This window comes from Arthrobacter sp. ISL-69 (assembly GCF_018613775.1).
Taxonomy (GTDB): domain Bacteria; phylum Actinomycetota; class Actinomycetes; order Actinomycetales; family Micrococcaceae; genus Arthrobacter.
This window is the reverse complement of sequence record NZ_JAGGPO010000018.1, coordinates 225,497-240,455: the sequence shown is the minus strand read 5'-3', so window position 1 is coordinate 240,455 and position 14,959 is coordinate 225,497. Positions and strand designations below refer to the sequence as shown.

General features: G+C 60.7%; 16 protein-coding genes. All 16 read left to right on the top strand.

Features of this window, described 5'->3' with window-relative positions; genetic code table 11:
* Window positions 1–219 precede the first annotated feature (219 nt).
* Window positions 220–417, top strand: coding sequence for a Flp family type IVb pilin (locus J7I79_RS13395; RefSeq protein WP_251042764.1), 198 nt, complete (start codon window positions 220–222; stop codon window positions 415–417).
* 124 nt (window positions 418–541) lie between these two features.
* Entirely contained in the window at window positions 542–949 is a 408-nt protein-coding gene (locus J7I79_RS13390; protein ID WP_214953839.1) for a TadE/TadG family type IV pilus assembly protein, read from the top strand.
* Window positions 937–2,010 (top strand): TadE/TadG family type IV pilus assembly protein, encoded by a 1,074-nt coding sequence (locus J7I79_RS13385; RefSeq protein ID WP_214953837.1) that lies wholly within the window; start codon window positions 937–939, stop codon window positions 2,008–2,010. Before J7I79_RS13390 ends, J7I79_RS13385 begins: the two co-directional genes overlap by 13 nt.
* Before the next feature lie 53 nt (window positions 2,011–2,063).
* Complete coding sequence (locus tag J7I79_RS13380; protein ID WP_214953836.1) at window positions 2,064–2,846, top strand: Flp pilus assembly protein CpaB; 783 nt, start codon at window positions 2,064–2,066, stop codon at window positions 2,844–2,846.
* The gene (locus tag J7I79_RS13375; RefSeq protein WP_214953834.1) at window positions 2,846–4,045 is read left to right on the top strand and encodes an AAA family ATPase; all 1,200 of its coding nucleotides are present in this window, start codon (window positions 2,846–2,848) and stop codon (window positions 4,043–4,045) included. Before J7I79_RS13380 ends, J7I79_RS13375 begins: the two co-directional genes overlap by 1 nt.
* The gene (locus J7I79_RS13370) at window positions 4,042–5,520 is read left to right on the top strand and encodes a CpaF family protein (protein ID WP_214953832.1); all 1,479 of its coding nucleotides are present in this window, start codon (window positions 4,042–4,044) and stop codon (window positions 5,518–5,520) included. Before J7I79_RS13375 ends, J7I79_RS13370 begins: the two co-directional genes overlap by 4 nt.
* A 3-nt stretch (window positions 5,521–5,523) precedes the next feature.
* Window positions 5,524–6,465 carry a type II secretion system F family protein gene (locus J7I79_RS13365; RefSeq protein ID WP_214953830.1) on the top strand — a complete coding sequence of 314 codons (942 nt, stop codon included), beginning with the start codon at window positions 5,524–5,526 and terminating at the stop codon, window positions 6,463–6,465.
* Window positions 6,466–6,476: 11 nt separating this feature from the next.
* Window positions 6,477–7,355 (top strand): type II secretion system F family protein, encoded by an 879-nt coding sequence (locus J7I79_RS13360; protein WP_214953828.1) that lies wholly within the window; start codon window positions 6,477–6,479, stop codon window positions 7,353–7,355.
* Between the two features lie 419 nt (window positions 7,356–7,774).
* On the top strand, window positions 7,775–8,038 hold the full coding sequence (locus J7I79_RS13355; protein WP_214953826.1) for a Flp family type IVb pilin: 264 nt from the start codon (window positions 7,775–7,777) through the stop codon (window positions 8,036–8,038).
* A gap of 115 nt (window positions 8,039–8,153) precedes the next feature.
* Window positions 8,154–8,528 carry a TadE/TadG family type IV pilus assembly protein gene (locus J7I79_RS13350; RefSeq protein WP_214953824.1) on the top strand — a complete coding sequence of 125 codons (375 nt, stop codon included), beginning with the start codon at window positions 8,154–8,156 and terminating at the stop codon, window positions 8,526–8,528.
* Window positions 8,516–9,547 carry a pilus assembly protein TadG-related protein gene (locus J7I79_RS13345; protein WP_214953822.1) on the top strand — a complete coding sequence of 344 codons (1,032 nt, stop codon included), beginning with the start codon at window positions 8,516–8,518 and terminating at the stop codon, window positions 9,545–9,547. Before J7I79_RS13350 ends, J7I79_RS13345 begins: the two co-directional genes overlap by 13 nt.
* Window positions 9,548–9,587: 40 nt before the next feature.
* Window positions 9,588–10,361: an RcpC/CpaB family pilus assembly protein gene (locus tag J7I79_RS13340; RefSeq protein WP_214953820.1), complete on the top strand. Its 774-nt coding sequence runs from the start codon at window positions 9,588–9,590 to the stop codon at window positions 10,359–10,361.
* Window positions 10,358–11,554: an AAA family ATPase gene (locus J7I79_RS13335; RefSeq protein ID WP_214953817.1), complete on the top strand. Its 1,197-nt coding sequence runs from the start codon at window positions 10,358–10,360 to the stop codon at window positions 11,552–11,554. Before J7I79_RS13340 ends, J7I79_RS13335 begins: the two co-directional genes overlap by 4 nt.
* On the top strand, window positions 11,555–13,111 hold the full coding sequence (locus J7I79_RS13330; protein ID WP_214953815.1) for a CpaF family protein: 1,557 nt from the start codon (window positions 11,555–11,557) through the stop codon (window positions 13,109–13,111).
* A gap of 10 nt (window positions 13,112–13,121) precedes the next feature.
* Window positions 13,122–14,054 carry a type II secretion system F family protein gene (locus J7I79_RS13325; protein WP_214953813.1) on the top strand — a complete coding sequence of 311 codons (933 nt, stop codon included), beginning with the start codon at window positions 13,122–13,124 and terminating at the stop codon, window positions 14,052–14,054.
* Window positions 14,055–14,061: 7 nt separating this feature from the next.
* Window positions 14,062–14,946 (top strand): type II secretion system F family protein, encoded by an 885-nt coding sequence (locus tag J7I79_RS13320; protein ID WP_214953811.1) that lies wholly within the window; start codon window positions 14,062–14,064, stop codon window positions 14,944–14,946.
* The last annotated feature ends 13 nt before the right edge of the window (window positions 14,947–14,959 follow it).

The window sequence follows — 14,959 nt, the reverse complement described above, 5'->3', positions numbered from 1 at the left end:
CCGAGTACTCCAAGTAGTCGTGTACTTGAGTGCCCAGGATAAAGCGATGTAACGGCAAGTAGACGGCCGATTCTGTTGTGAAAAAGACGAGTACAACCACTCATTGTGTGTCTATTTGTGACTCCTGTATTCCTTTGTGTATCGAAGTTCCAGCAACGCCAAGTTGGGGGGAGCCGGAAATTCGAAATCCAATTCAGCACTCACAAAAGGAACACGAAAATGAACTCAGCACTGGTCTCCCTCGTCGCTTTTGTCGCCGGCGTCAAGAACCGCCTCACGGGCGAAGAGAAGGGCGCAACGATGGTTGAGTACGGCCTCATGGTCGCCCTCATCGCAGTAATTGTCGCAGTCGGCGCCGGCGTCCTGGGCATCGGCATCAACGATCTGTTCGTAGCCGTCGACGGCCAGCTTCCGTAGCTATTTCTTCATCGGTTAGTTCTGGCGACGGTCAGTAGACCGTCGCCAGAACCAATTCAGCTCTTATTGGCAAGACCCCCAAGGCCCAAAAACCCGTTGGGGAAACTAAGTCCGGGAGACGGCCTTGAAACCGAAACAGAAAGAGCGCGGCGCAGTAGCCGTTGAGATGGCATTTATCCTCCCTCTACTGCTTTTGATTCTGATTGGCACCATGGAATTCGGCAGGGTATTCAATGTCCAGAATTCATTGACCCAAGCCGCCCGTGAAGGAGCCCGGCATGCGGCCATCCACTACAACAAAGCCGACTTGGACGTTGAAGGAACGGCGCTAGCGGCCGCACCATCCCTCGATGGGCTGGGTGTGACCGTCACCGACGACGCCAGCAGCTGTGGACCTGGCTCAGACGTCGAGGTAACCACGAGCGTTAATTTGTCCTCAATGTCCGGCTTCCTGGATGCCGGCTGGTTCGGATCTCCGGGCCTCTTTCCAATGACACTGACAGGCGTAGGGGTGATGAGATGCGGTGGCTAACACAGCGTCCCAAGAATGGATCAGCAGCTACCCGAGAAGGCGCTTCCGACGAACGTGGTGCGGCCGCGGTCATGGTTGCGTTCTCGATGGTGGTACTTCTCGGCTTCGCCGCTCTGGCTGTGGATGTTGGCGCCATGTATGCAGAGAAAGCTCAGCTACAGAACGGTGCGGACGCTACGGCTTTAGCCATTGCGGGCGACTGCGCCAATGGCCTCAACTGCGCGACCGCTATGGCAGCATCGGCCAACCGACTTGCCGACGACAATGCCAATGACGGTTCCAGCGGGGTGTTCTCCGTAACCCAACCCAATGCCACAACCGTGCGGGTCGAGACCAATGCTCAGGCCGCAGGGTCGACGGACGACGGCTTCGCACTCTTCTTTGCCCGCGTTTTGGGTCATGAAACGAGCGTCATTCATGCAAGGGCAGAAGCTTCCTGGGGGGCACCATCCGCGGCCACTACCCTTCCTTGGACAGTCAGCGAGTGCATCTTCAAGAAATTCCTGACCCCGAGCCAACTCGCGTCTCTAACTAGCACTGGAAATTTCACGGGGTACCCCACTGACACACACCTTCTCTTGCGCTACGACGAAAACACTCCAACCTATCCCGGTTGTGCAGCACAGAACGGCTACCGTCCCGGTGGCTTCGGCTGGCTCGAAACCAATAGTGGCTGTTCCACAGACATCGACCTCTCCAAAACCGTGAACGGGCAGACTGGCAATCACTTCCCGAACGGAAAAGTGTGCGATGAATTGCACTCCACAATCATGGACGAGCCGGCTCTCATTCCGCTCTTTAGCTCAAACACTGGCAACGGCGAAAACACCGTGTACTCACTAATCGGCTTCGCAGCCTTCCAGGTAACAGGCTACAAGTTCAGTGGCACCGATGAGCATATCGACCCTCTGGCCCCGAAATGTTTGAACGCCAAGGGAAAACCAGACGGCAATTGCCGGTACCTGGCGGGGTACTTTACCCGCTTTGTCTCCCTCGAGGAGGGAATGACGTTGAGCGGAGGGGCGAACTACGGCGGTTCCATAGTTGCACTCACGGAGTAGCTGCCGGGCTCTCCGCCTGAAATGACACAAACAATCGAAAAGGAGCTAGTGAAGTGAAATCACGCCTACTGGGAGGCATCGTAGCGCTGCTGTTGGCAATCACCGGAACCGTACTACTCGTCGTATACGTTCAGGGAGCCGACAACAGGGCAGCGCAAGGTCTCGAACCCGTAAATGTATTAGTTGTCAAAGAACCGGTCCCTGCCGGCACCAAAGCAGAGGACCTGAACAACAAGGTCCAGCTGGAGTCGATCCCGCAGGCCGCCGTGCCCGAGGGCGCCATCGAAAGCCTCAATGACTACAAGGGCAAGATCACCTCGGTTGGTTTGGAACCCGGTGAACAGCTCCTGGCCGCAAGGCTGGTCGATCCCCGCGATCTCTTGCCGGGTACGGTTCCCGTGCCGGACAGCCTGGAGGAGGTCACCTTTCTCCTTGCACCGGAACGCATCCTTGGTGGCCGGCTTGAGGCCGGCGACAAGGTCACCGTCTACACCTCTTTCAAGTCCGAGGATGAGATGCCGGCCAACGCCAATGTTCCCGCCGAAGTCAAGGGATGGAAACAGTCCACGGGCCTGCTGTTTCATGATGTCCTGGTAACCGCTGTGCAGAAGGCGGCACCCGATACCAAAAAATCCGGTTCAAATTCCGACTCAGCTGCCACAGAAAATGGCGTAGCGATGCCTAACGGATCCGCTTTTGTCACAGTGGCCAGGAGTGACGCCGACGCAGCAAAGATCGTCTTCGGCGCCGAATTCGGAACCATCTGGCTGGCCAAGCAGACCGACACCACCGCAAAGAGCGATCCCCCAGTCACTACCTTCGGAGGGCTGTACTAATGAGCCGTTTTGTGGCAATCACGGCGGTTCGCGACTTTGAAGGACGCGTCCGCCAGGCCATCACCGGTGCACTGCACGGTGAATTACAGACCCTCGCCCCCGACGTCTTGGCTGGTGGCCCGGACGACGTGTTCAAACAGCTCAATGGCGCACCGCCGGAGGTTCTTATCCTTGGCCCCGGCGTGGCTCCAGAGGATGCGCTGAAGCTGGCGACCGTATTCGACCTCCAGTACCCGGAGGTCAGCCTGCTCCTGGTTGCCGAGCCCACACCGGACTTGGTGCTTCGCGCCATGCATTCCGGTATCCGGGACGTCGTCACCCCGGAAATCGTGGTGAACGACCTGCGCATACTCCTTGAGCGTGCTTGTCTTGCCGCGGCAAGCCGTCGCCGAGGAATGGCCCCGGCCGCAGAACCAGCCCAGGATCGTGGGCGAGTGATAGCAGTCATGTCACCCAAGGGAGGCGTAGGCAAGACGACTGTAGCCACCAACCTGGCCATCGGATTGGGCAAGGTGGCGCCCATGGGCGTGGTGATCGTCGATTTGGATTTGCAATTCGGTGATGTGGCTTCCGGTTTGCTATTGGAGCCTGAACACTGCATCACGGAGGCCGTCCATGGCGCCGCTTCCCAGGATTCAATGGTCCTCAAGGCCTTCCTCACGGTGCATCCTGCCGGCATCTACGCACTCTGCGCTCCACGGACCCCCGCGGAATCCGACTACATTACCGCCGACCATGTCACCCGGCTAATCAACCAACTGGCGAGTGAGTTCAAATACGTGGTGGTCGACACCGCACCAGGTCTGGGCGAGCACGTCCTAGCGACACTGGAACAGGCCACGGACGGCGTGTGGGTCTGTGGCATGGATGTTCCCAGCGTCCGTGGCCTGCGCAAGTGTTTCGGCGTTTTGAAAGAGCTGCAACTCTTGCCCCAAGGACGGCACACGGTTCTGAACTTTGCCGACCGGAAGAGCGGGCTCTCGGTGCTAGACGTCGAGGCCACCATTGGCGTCCCAATTGATGCCGTAGTTCCCCGTTCAAAAACACTTCCATTCTCAACAAACCGCGGAATTCCAGTGCTGCAGAGCACCACCAGGGATTCAGCGTCGAAAGGTCTAAAAAAGCTGGTGGACCGATTCGATCCCCAATGGGTGTCCACCACCCACAACAAACTCCATCGAAGGGTGGTTGTCTCGTGAGACTGTCAGATCGCCTCTCCAGGTCACAGAAAGACGTGACATCACTCGCCCCGGAAGCGTCTTCCAGCGCGGCATCGGAGGGTTCGTCGGCACCGCAATTCATTGCGGATCAGCCGTCAACCCCGGTACGTGCACCGTATGCGTCGCCGTTGTCGTCCCTGAGTGGGACTCCTGCGCCTGTCGTCGATGCGTTGGCTGGACTCAAGCAGAGGGCCGCGTTGGCCCTGTTTGAGAGGATGGGAACGCGCTTTGGCGACACGTCCTCGTCATCTGAAGACGAACTACGGGCATCAGCAATAGAGGAGCTGTCCGCCGTCATCGACGACGAACAGGTTCCTCTGTCTCCGGAAGAACGCCGTCGCCTCATTCGCGAAATCGCGGACGAAGTCATGGGGCTCGGCCCGCTCCAGCGACTCCTCGAAGATCCATCAGTGACGGAAATTATGGTCAATCGCTATAACCAAATCTACATCGAACGGAACGGCCACCTCGCGTTGACCGGTTCGCAGTTCAGTTCTGATGACCATCTGAGAAAAGTCATTGAACGGATTGTTTCCCGGGTGGGCCGCCGCATCGACGAATCGTCGCCGCTGGTGGATGCACGGTTGGAGGACGGCTCTCGTGTCAACGCGATCATCCCTCCTCTGGCCGTGAATGGACCTTCGCTGACTATTCGCAAATTCAGCCACGTGCCGTTGACGGTGCGGAACCTGATTGAATGGGGATCCATAACCGTAGAAATGGCCGAACTGCTAAGCGCCTGCGTGCGTGCACGATTGAACATTATCGTCTCCGGCGGAACGGGTACCGGTAAGACGACTCTGCTGAACGTACTGTCGTCTTTCATTCCGGAAGATGACCGCATCGTGACGATCGAAGACGCTGTTGAACTTCAGCTCCAACAGGAGCATGTTGTTCGGCTTGAAAGCCGGCCAGCCAACATAGAAGGAAAAGGCGCCGTCGGCATCCGCGAGCTCGTCCGGAATTCCCTCCGCATGCGCCCGGACCGGATCATTGTGGGCGAGGTTCGCAGCGGAGAATCCCTCGACATGCTCCAGGCGATGAACACCGGCCACGATGGTTCGCTGTCCACTGTGCACGCCAATTCCCCTCGCGATGCCGTGGCCCGCCTGGAAACGCTAGTGCTTATGGCAGGGATGGACCTTCCCCTTCGAGCAATTCGGGAACAAGTGTCATCAGCCGTGGACCTCATCGTCCAAGTCACCAGGCTGCGTGATGGCAGCCGACGGGTGACGCACGTTACAGAAGTGCAGGGGATGGAAGGCGACATCGTCACGCTTCAGGATGTGTTCCTGTTCGACTATGCGGCGGGAATCGATGCGCAGGGACACTTCCTGGGTAGGCCAGTGTCGACTGGAATTCGGCCCCGGTTCCTGGATCGTTTTTCGGAGCTCGGGATCAGCGTGTCGCCAGCAGTCTTTGGCACCGCAATGACCCCCACCGGGAGGCGGTAGGCCATGGGAACTACCGCATTTCTCATTTTGGCCATCGCTCTTTGCTTTGGCGCGCTTCTCCTGCTGTTCTTCGTGGTTCTCAAGCCCCGTTTCGGCGCCATTCCGGTAGATCGACGGCGTCCGGACGCCAATCCCGAGGAGTCATCATTCAGTAGGGTTTCACAATCGGTTGTGGATGGTATGGGAGGTGTCCTGGGTAAGTCCGGGGGACCGTACAACCGGGACCTTCTCTACAACGCCGGCGTAAAGATGGCTCCGGCAGATTTCACCGTCATGGTCACAGTCGCAGCCTTCCTCGCTGGTTTGTTTGGAACGCTGTTAACCAATCCCGTAATTGGCACACTTCTCGGTGTGGCCACACCCTTCATGGCACGTCTAGTCCTCGCTATCCGGACAGACAAACGCCGAGGGAAGTTTGAAGCCCAGCTCATCGATACCATCATGATGCTGATCGGCGGCCTACGCGCAGGCCACAGCGTTATGCGATCGATCGAGGCAGCCGGCCTCGAATCCGAGACGCCAACGTCGGACGAACTCCGGCGCGTCGTCAACGAAACACGCATCGGCAAAGACGCCCGCCAAGCCTTGGAGGAAGTCGCAGACCGAATGGACAGCGAAGACTTCCGTTGGATTGGCCAAGCCATCCAAATTAATAGAGAAGTCGGAGGGGATCTCGCCGAGGTACTCGAACAGGTGGCAGGGACCATTCGTGAGCGCAGCCAGATCAAAGGGCAGGTTCGTTCATTGAGCGCAGAGGGCAAGATGTCGGCAATGGTCCTGATGGCCATGCCAGTTGCGGTCGCAATCATGCTGACCGTCATCAACCCGGGATACATGAATGTCTTTGTCGAAGGGCCAGTAGGCATAACGATGATGGTCGTAAGCCTGGTCATGTTCATCATCGGCGGTTTCTGGATGAACCGCACAGTAAAGATCAAGTTCTAGGGGGAAATGCCATGACTCCAATAGCGTGGTTGATCATCGAAGCGGTTGTGCTGCCGTTGGCCTATTTCACTTGGGTGCTGGTCACCTTAGACCGCCGGGGCGCGTTGGCCGTCCAAACGAACCTGGGTCAGGGGTTTACACAAAACGGAACCGCTGCCACCCAACGTCCGCCGATGTTGCTGGGAATATCCAAGAGGCTGACTCCGGGAAGCTATGAAGCGAAGCTGGACCGATGGCTGGCACTGGCGGGCCGCCCTGAATCGATGCCCTTGGAAAAGCTCATCATCGCGAAGCCGCTCCTCGCGCTGGTCGGAGCCGTGCTTGGCATCCTTGTCTTTCGCAATTCACCAAGCCTGCAGAACGTCGGCATCGGGATCTTCATTACAGTACTTGCGTACTTTGTCCCTGACCTTCTGGTGCACAACAAGGGAGTAAAGCGTCAGCAGGCGATAGAACTCGAATTGCCGAATACGCTCGACCAGATGCTGATCTCTGTTGAGGCCGGGCTGGGTTTCGAAGCAGCCATGGCGAGGGCGGGTGAATACGGGGAGGGACCCTTGGCGCAGGAGCTTGTGCGGACGCTTCAGGACATGCAGGTTGGGCGTCCCCGTCAGGAGGCGTACCAAGCACTCGCGGACAGATCCTCTGTCCAGGACCTGCGTAGCTTCGTCCGGGCCGTGGTTCAGGCGGACAAATATGGAATCGGCCTCGCCAAAGTCCTTCGTACCCAAGCTAAGCAGGCCAGGGTTAAGCGCCGGCAACGGGCGGAAGAAAAGGCGATGAAGCTTCCCGTCAAAGTTCTCTTTCCGCTGATGCTGTTCATCTTTCCAGTGCTCTTCATCGTTCTCCTTGGCCCTGCAGCCATCAACATCATGGAACTTCTGGGGTAGTAGCCCGGACATGATGCCAAGACCCGGCGCCTCTCGGCACCCAGAACCGAGAGGTGTCCGTTGCCACCCGGCACCGAGGAGCGGCACCTCGCACCGGGGAGAAGGCCCTGGGCGCGTGTGAGTGCACGTTCAGGGCCTTCATGGAGACCAAGTGTTCACCGACAATCCCTAACTAAACTCAGGACTCCCCCCAGCCGATAGAGCTGAGGGAGTCCTTTTGTGTTTCCGTGGCGGGCGGCGAACACGCGGGTTGCGCATCAAAGGAGCAGCAGAGACGCAGGATTAACGCAGGCAATGCGCAAGCCGGACAGGCTTGGCGCAGGATGCGCCAAGCTCCGGCCGAAAGCTGGAAAGTGGTTGCTACATTTTTGGCAGAGCTGGTGCAGGACCAGCCCACCCAAACTCGCTCAGGAGTCCCCATGCTTTCCCTTATCGCCAATGTTCAGTCCTTCGGATTTTCTTTCAACAACCGCCTTCGCGAAGAAAAAGGCGCCACCGCCGTCGAATACGGCATCATGGTCGCCCTCATCGCCGTCGTCATCATCGTTGCCGTCACCCTCCTCGGATCGACCCTGAGTGACACATTCAGCGGGATCCAGTGCAATGTCGCGGGCAAGGGCGCTTTTATCCCAACAGCCGGTACAGGAGCCACTGCAGTAGCCGGCCACTGCACCATCCCGTAACCACTCGCCCCAACCCCGGATGTGCACCGGCACATCATCCAGCACGGTGGCGGCGGCAACTAAGCCGCCGCCACTTCGGCTGTAACTCCCCATTGGCCTGACGGAAAGGCAACCCATGTCCAGGGCATCCGAGCGTGGAGCCGTAGCGGTCGAGTTTGCGATCCTGGCGCCCGTCCTCGTGATGCTGCTACTGGGCATCACGGAGTTCGGCCGGGCCTACAACGCCCAGTCGTCGCTCTCCAGCGCAGCGCGCGAGGGTGTCCGGGTCATGGCCATCTCCAACGACCAGGCAGCTGCCCGCACCGCGGCCAAAAACGCCGCAGTTTCGCTCAAGCCCGCTCTCACGGACGCGAACATCAGTTTCGGCGTTGCAAACTGCGCACCCAATGCCCAAATGACCATCACCATCAGCTACAACTTGTCCACCATGACGGGCGTAGCCGGCCCATTTCCCATGACGGGCAAAGGAGCCATGCTATGCGGCGGCTGACACCCCGGTCCCTGAAACACGGCGGCGAACGCGGCGCCGTGAGCGTGGTCGTCGCCCTTCTTCTGGTAGCGCTCCTCGGCTTTGGAGCGATCGCCGTGGACGTCGGGATGCTCTACGCCGAAAGGACCCAGCTTCGCAATGGCGCCGACGCAGCAGCCCTCGCCATCGCCCAGAAGTGTGCCAAGAGCGCCACCGATCCTGACTGCTCCAACACATCATCGTTGGCAGCAGGTTTCGCCAACGGCAACGCCAACGACGGCCTCAGCAACATCAAGTCAATTGTGCTGGACAAGACGGGTGGCACTGTGACCGTCACAGCCGGCTCTCAGGAGGCAGGACATACGCCCAACCAAGTGTCGCTGTTCTTCGCTCGCGTCTTCGGCCTCAACACCACCGAGGTCAGCGCCCCTTCGACAGTGCGGTGGGGCAGTCCGGTGAAGGGCACCACGGCGTTTCCCATCACCGTGTCGATCTGCCAGGTTCGCAACAACACAGACATTATGCAGCTTCTGCGCCTGCATGGGACCGGGGCTAATCCCGGCTGCTTCTACGGACCGTCCGGCGCCGCCGTCGAGGGCGGCTTCGGTGGTCTCCAGCAGGACCCCAATTCCTGCGGAGCTTTCATTGACATTGCAAAGAGCTTGGCCAACGGCGACACCGGCAACAACCCCCCGCCCAACTGTCAGGCCACACTGAACTCCTGGGCGGCGGACATGAATGCAGGCAAGGACGTCATTATCTTGCTGCCCATTTTCAATAAAGTAACCGGCACAGGAACAAATGCAGTCTTCGGACTAACCACCTTCGCCGCGTTCAAGGTTGCCGGGTGGAAGGTTGGCAATCCGGGGCTTCCGTTCACCTTCCGCAACCGAACTCCAGACGTCCCGGCTGCCCTTGAATGCAGGGAACCATGCCGCGGCATCATCGGAACATTCGTCAAATACGTCTCGCTGGCGAACGGTTACACGCTAGGACCAATAAACCCGGACGGCGCCACCGTAGTGGCGCTCAGCAGTTAGCCATGCGACACGTCGATTTTGAAACTTACAGGAGCATCCAGTGAAGTCACGCATGTTGGCAGGAGTGGTGGCAGTCCTCCTAGCCATTGTCGGGGCGGTCCTCGTCGTCACCTACGCCCAAGGGGCTGATCAGCGGGCAGTCAAGGACCTCGATCCGGTGGGAGTCCTCGTGGTCACCAAAGCCGTACCGGCAGGGTCTTCCGTAGACACACTGAAAGCATCGGTCGCCCTGGAACAAGTGCCGGGAACCGCCGTCGCAAAATCCGCCCTGAACACTCTCGACGCGTCCACCGGGAAGGTGGCCGCCGCCGACCTCGTACCCGGCGAGCAACTGCTGGAAGAGAAGCTCATTGCCCCGGAAGACCTCCAGACCTCCGGCTCGGTGAAGGTGCCGGCGGGCCTTCAGGAAGTCTCCTTCCAGCTGGAACCGAAGCGCGTCGTCGGCGGTCGCCTTGAGCCGGGCGACCATGTGGGCGTCTTCATCTCCATGCAGGTGGGCGGTATCGAGTCGAAGGCCGACAAAGAGACCACCCAGCTTTCCATCCACAAAGCGCTGGTGACCGCGGTCCAGCGCGCCCCCGAGGGAGCAGTCGCCAATCCCACTCCGTCGGCGAGCGCCGGAACAGAACCTGACCCCCGGGACGTGAACCTCCCCACCGGATCCCTGATGATCACCGTGGCGGTCAACGACATCAACGCGGGCAAGATCGTGTTCGCATCTGAGTTCGGCGATGCCATCTGGCTGACTCGGGAACCGCTCGACGCCGAGGATAACGGGCCACGCGTTTTGATCCGGCCGGACGTCTACAAATGAGCCGCTTCGTCCTCATCACACCCGACGCCGCCTTCGACGGCCGTCTTCGCCAGGCCGTTTCCGGCGGCCTCCAAGGCGGCGTGCAGACCTTCTTCACCAGCCTGCTCCCCGGCGACCCCAACGACCTTTTTGCCCGCCTCAACCAAGAACAGCCCGAGGTCCTCGTCCTGGGACCGGGCGTCCCCGTCGACGAAGCCCTGCGGCTCGCGACAGTCATGAACGTCCGGTTTCCAGAGATCAGCGTCATTCTGGCCACTGAACCGGATCCCGACTTCATCCTGCACGCCATGCGGTCCGGCGTCCGGGACATCCTCTCCCCCGATGCCGATGCCGCGCAGATCAGGGTCCTCCTGGAACGCGCCAGCCAGTCGTTCGCGAGCCGGTACCGCGCGCACGCAGCGCCCTCAGCCGCCGAAGCCAACAAGGGGCTCGTCATCGGTGTCTTCTCCCCCAAAGGTGGAGTAGGCAAAACCACCATTGCCACCAACATCGCCATCGGCCTGGGCAAAATCGCCCCAATGAGCGTGGTGATCGTTGACCTGGACCTGCAGTTCGGCGACGTCGCCTCTGCCCTGTACCTCGACCCCGCACACACCGTCACGGACGCCGTCTCCCCCGCTGCCAGCCAGGATTCACTCGTCCTGAAGGCCTTCCTCACCGTCCATCCGGCCAGTATTTACGCTGTCTGCGCTCCGCCCACCCCCGTGGACGCCGACGAGATAACCCCGGGCCAGGTCAGCAGGCTGCTCGAACAGCTTGCCGAACAGTTCCAGTACGTCGTGGTGGACACAGCCCCGGGCCTGCCCGAAATCGGCCTCGCTGCCATGGAACAGTGCACCGATGTGGTGTGGGTCAGCGGAATGGACATACCCAGCGTCCGGGGCCTGCGCTCCGGGCTGGACGTCCTGCGCCAGCTGGACATCCTGCCCGAGACCCGGCACGTGGTGCTGAACATGGCGGATTCCAAGCTCGGGCTAACAGTCCAGGACCTCGAGTCAACCATCGGTGCCCCCATTGACGTGAGCATCCCGCGGTCCAAGGCCGTGGCGCTCTCCACCAACCGGGGCATACCCGTCCTCCAACAAACAGTGAAGGACCCGGCAACCAAGGGCCTGAACCAGCTCGTCGACCGCTTCAACCCCGCATCACGGGCTAAATCGCAACGCAAACTGCACCGGAGGGTAGTGGTCTAAATGAAACTTTCAGAGCGCATCAATGCTGCGCAGGCAAAAACCCAAGCAGGCACACACCCGGCGCCCGCACCGTCACACCGCCCGGGGGGCTCCACCGCAACCCTCGAGCTGGACCGGCCGGACGTGGCCACCCGGCAGCCGGAACCGTGGGCAACGCCTCGCACTGAAAAGCGTACGACGGCGGCGCAACCTGCCGCCGTCGTCGTTCCCTCAACGGGGGCTGATCACGCGGACGAGGTGAAACCGAAAGCCCAACAGCCCGTGGACGCCTTTGCCGCACTAAAGGAGCGGGCAGCCACCGCGTTGTTCGAGCGAATGGGGTCCCGATTCAACGACAATGCGGTCACGGAGCAGGAGCTCCGGACATCGGCCCGTGAGGAGCTCACGCGCATCATCGACGCCGAGCAGGTCCCGCTGTCCGCGGAAGAGCGCAGCCGCCTGGTCCAGGACGTCGCCGACGACGTGCTGGGCTACGGCCCCCTGCAGCGGCTGCTGGATGACCCCGCCGTCACCGAAATCATGGTCAACCGGATGGACCAAATCTATGTGGAGCGCAAGGGCCACCTCACTCTGGCCGACTCCCGCTTCAGCTCGGAGGAGCACCTGCGGAAGGTCATTGAGCGGATTGTGTCGAAGGTTGGCCGCCGCATTGACGAGTCCTCTCCCCTGGTGGATGCCCGGCTGGAGGATGGCTCCCGTGTCAACGCGGTGATTCCGCCCCTGGCCGTCGGCGGATCTTCGCTGACCATCCGTAAATTCAGCAAGGTGCCGCTGACGGTCCGTAACCTCATCGATTTCGGAACCCTCACTCCGGAAATGGCCGAGCTCCTGAATGCTTGCGTGAAAGCCAAGCTCAACATCATCGTGTCGGGCGGAACGGGAACTGGAAAGACCACGCTTCTGAACGTTCTCTCGTCCTTCCTGCCGGCGGACGAGCGGATTGTCACCATCGAGGATGCCGTAGAGCTGCAGATCCAGCAGGATCATGTGGTCCGGCTGGAAAGCCGTCCTCCCAATACCGAAGGCAAAGGCGAGGTGACCATCCGTGAGCTCCTCCGGAACTCACTGCGTATGCGCCCCGACCGTATCGTGGTGGGCGAGGTCCGCGGCGGCGAGTCACTGGACATGCTCCAGGCCATGAACACCGGGCACGACGGCTCGCTGTCCACCGTTCACTCCAATTCGCCCCGTGACGCCGTCGCCCGCCTTGAAACGCTGGTGCTTATGGCAGGAATGGACCTGCCCCTGCGGGCCATCCGGGAACAGATCGCGTCCGCAGTGAACCTGATCGTTCAGATTTCACGGTTGCGTGATGGCAGCCGCCGCATTACCCACGTGACCGAGGTGCAGGGAATGGAAGGCGACATCGTGACCCTCCAGGACGCCTTCGTCTTCGACTATTCCGCCGGCGTCGATGCCCACGGCCGCTTCCTTGGCCGGCCAGTCGCCACGGGGATCCGTCCGCGGTTCATCGATCGCTTCGAGGACCTCGGGATCCACGTCTCGGCCGGGGTCTTCGCCACCCCCGCCGGTCCCGCCGGCGAAGGAAAGGCCTAGGAGCGCGGCCATGCTCATGACCGTTGGAGCCGCGCTCCTCCTCCTGGCACCAATCCTTTTGGCTGCGGCAATACTGATACCCGGAACGCCCGAGATCGCCCTCAACCGACGCCGCCCATATGACTCCGCCCCGCCCTCCCGACTCACCAGGCTGGCCGGCATCACCGTCGGGGCGCTCGGCCGCTTCCTGGCGGTCAGGAACGTCCGCCTCTACAGCCGAGATGCCCTGGAAAACGCCGGCGTCCGGCTCAGCCAGGCCGAGTTCATCGTCCTGGTTATTGCCGGCGGCATCGTAGGCGCCCTTGTGGGCCTTGTGATCGGCGTGCCGGTCCTCTCCGTCCTCCTTGTCATCCTGGCGCCTGTTGTAGGGCACCTGGTCCTGGGCTTCCTGGCCGGAAAACGACGGGCAAAATTCGACCAGCAGCTCGGCGACACGCTCCAATTGCTGGCCGGCGGGCTGCGGGCGGGCCACAGCATCCTCCGTGCCATCGACGCCGCGGCTACCGAATCACAAAGCCCGACGTCGGAAGAGATGCGTCGGGTCATCACGGAGACCAGTCTGGGCCGAGACCTGCTGGCCTCATTGACCGACACGTCCGAGCGTATGCGGAACGAGGATTTCGTCTGGATCGCCCAGGCCATCCAGATCAACCGCGAGGTCGGCGGGAACCTGGCGGAGGTCCTCGATCAGGTGAATGAAACCATCCGGGAGCGTTCCGAGATCAAGGGCCACATCAAGGCGCTTGCGGCGGAAGGCAAGTTCTCGGCCTACATCCTGATTGCCATGCCCTTCGGGATCGTGGTCATGCTCATGATGGTGAACCCGGGCTATATGAATTCGATGTTCACGCATCCGCTTGGATGGGGCATGATGGCTGCGTCGGCCGTCCTCATGACCATCGGCAGCCTGTGGATGCGCAAGATCATCGATCTGAAGTTCTGAGGTACCAATGAATCCCGTAGTGCTTTCCTCGCTCCTCCTGGTGTGCCTCCCCATTGGCTATCTCGCCTGGTCCGTCCTGTCCGTGGACCGCAAGTCCCGCGCCGCCACAGTCGAAATACTCTCCAGGGGAAGGCGTGCTCTCGAAGCACCGGCATCCAGGCAGCGCAGCCTCCTGGACACATTCGGCTACTGGCTGACCCCGGCCGCATATGTCCGCAAACTCGACCGGCTGCTCTCCCTGGCCGGCCGGCCCACTGCCTGGCCTCTGGGGCGCATCCTGGCGGCAAAGCCCATCCTGGGGCTGGTGGGGGCATCCCTTTTTATTCTCATCAGCATGAGCAGCCCCAGCCCGATGATCAAGCTGGCCGGCCTGTTCCTGCTATTCCTTGGGTACTTCGTCCCGGACCTGCTCCTGTACAGCAAGGGCATGGAACGGCAGAAAGCCATGCAGCTGGAACTGGCGAACACCCTCGACCAGATGCTCATTTCCGTCGAAGCCGGCCTCGGCTTCGAGGGCGCCATGGCCCGGGCAGGAGAAAACGGCAAAGGACCCCTCTCCGAAGAGCTTGTCCGCACCCTGCAGGACATGCAGGTAGGGCGCAGCCGCAGGGAGTCTTACATCGCCCTTGCCGAACGCACGAACATTCCGGAACTCCGCAGCTTTGTCCAAGCCATTGTCCAGGCAGACACGTACGGCATCGCCATCAGCCGCGTCCTCCGCATCCAGGCCAAGGTCATGCGGGTAAAGCGCCGGCAACGCGCCGAGGAGAAGGCCATGAAGCTCCCGGTCATGATCCTGTTCCCGCTCCTGTTCTTCATCTTTCCGGTCCTTTTTATCGCGATTCTCGGCCCTGCGGTGATCAACACAATTGACACCTTCGCCGGTCAATGACGCCATGCGTCAT

What these genes read in the sequence shown, in the direction of transcription:
- J7I79_RS13320 (WP_214953811.1), top strand. Translation starts at nt 14,062, where the DNA reads ATGAATCCCGTAGTGCTTTCCTCGCTCCTCCTGGTGTGCCTCCCCATT.
- J7I79_RS13395 (WP_251042764.1), top strand. Translation starts at nt 220, where the DNA reads ATGAACTCAGCACTGGTCTCCCTCGTCGCTTTTGTCGCCGGCGTCAAG.
- J7I79_RS13385 (WP_214953837.1), top strand. Translation starts at nt 937, where the DNA reads ATGCGGTGGCTAACACAGCGTCCCAAGAATGGATCAGCAGCTACCCGA.
- J7I79_RS13365 (WP_214953830.1), top strand. Translation starts at nt 5,524, where the DNA reads ATGGGAACTACCGCATTTCTCATTTTGGCCATCGCTCTTTGCTTTGGC.
- J7I79_RS13355 (WP_214953826.1), top strand. Translation starts at nt 7,775, where the DNA reads ATGCTTTCCCTTATCGCCAATGTTCAGTCCTTCGGATTTTCTTTCAAC.
- J7I79_RS13325 (WP_214953813.1), top strand. Translation starts at nt 13,122, where the DNA reads ATGCTCATGACCGTTGGAGCCGCGCTCCTCCTCCTGGCACCAATCCTT.
- J7I79_RS13335 (WP_214953817.1), top strand. Translation starts at nt 10,358, where the DNA reads ATGAGCCGCTTCGTCCTCATCACACCCGACGCCGCCTTCGACGGCCGT.
- J7I79_RS13375 (WP_214953834.1), top strand. Translation starts at nt 2,846, where the DNA reads ATGAGCCGTTTTGTGGCAATCACGGCGGTTCGCGACTTTGAAGGACGC.
- J7I79_RS13345 (WP_214953822.1), top strand. Translation starts at nt 8,516, where the DNA reads ATGCGGCGGCTGACACCCCGGTCCCTGAAACACGGCGGCGAACGCGGC.
- J7I79_RS13350 (WP_214953824.1), top strand. Translation starts at nt 8,154, where the DNA reads ATGTCCAGGGCATCCGAGCGTGGAGCCGTAGCGGTCGAGTTTGCGATC.
- J7I79_RS13360 (WP_214953828.1), top strand. Translation starts at nt 6,477, where the DNA reads ATGACTCCAATAGCGTGGTTGATCATCGAAGCGGTTGTGCTGCCGTTG.
- J7I79_RS13330 (WP_214953815.1), top strand. Translation starts at nt 11,555, where the DNA reads ATGAAACTTTCAGAGCGCATCAATGCTGCGCAGGCAAAAACCCAAGCA.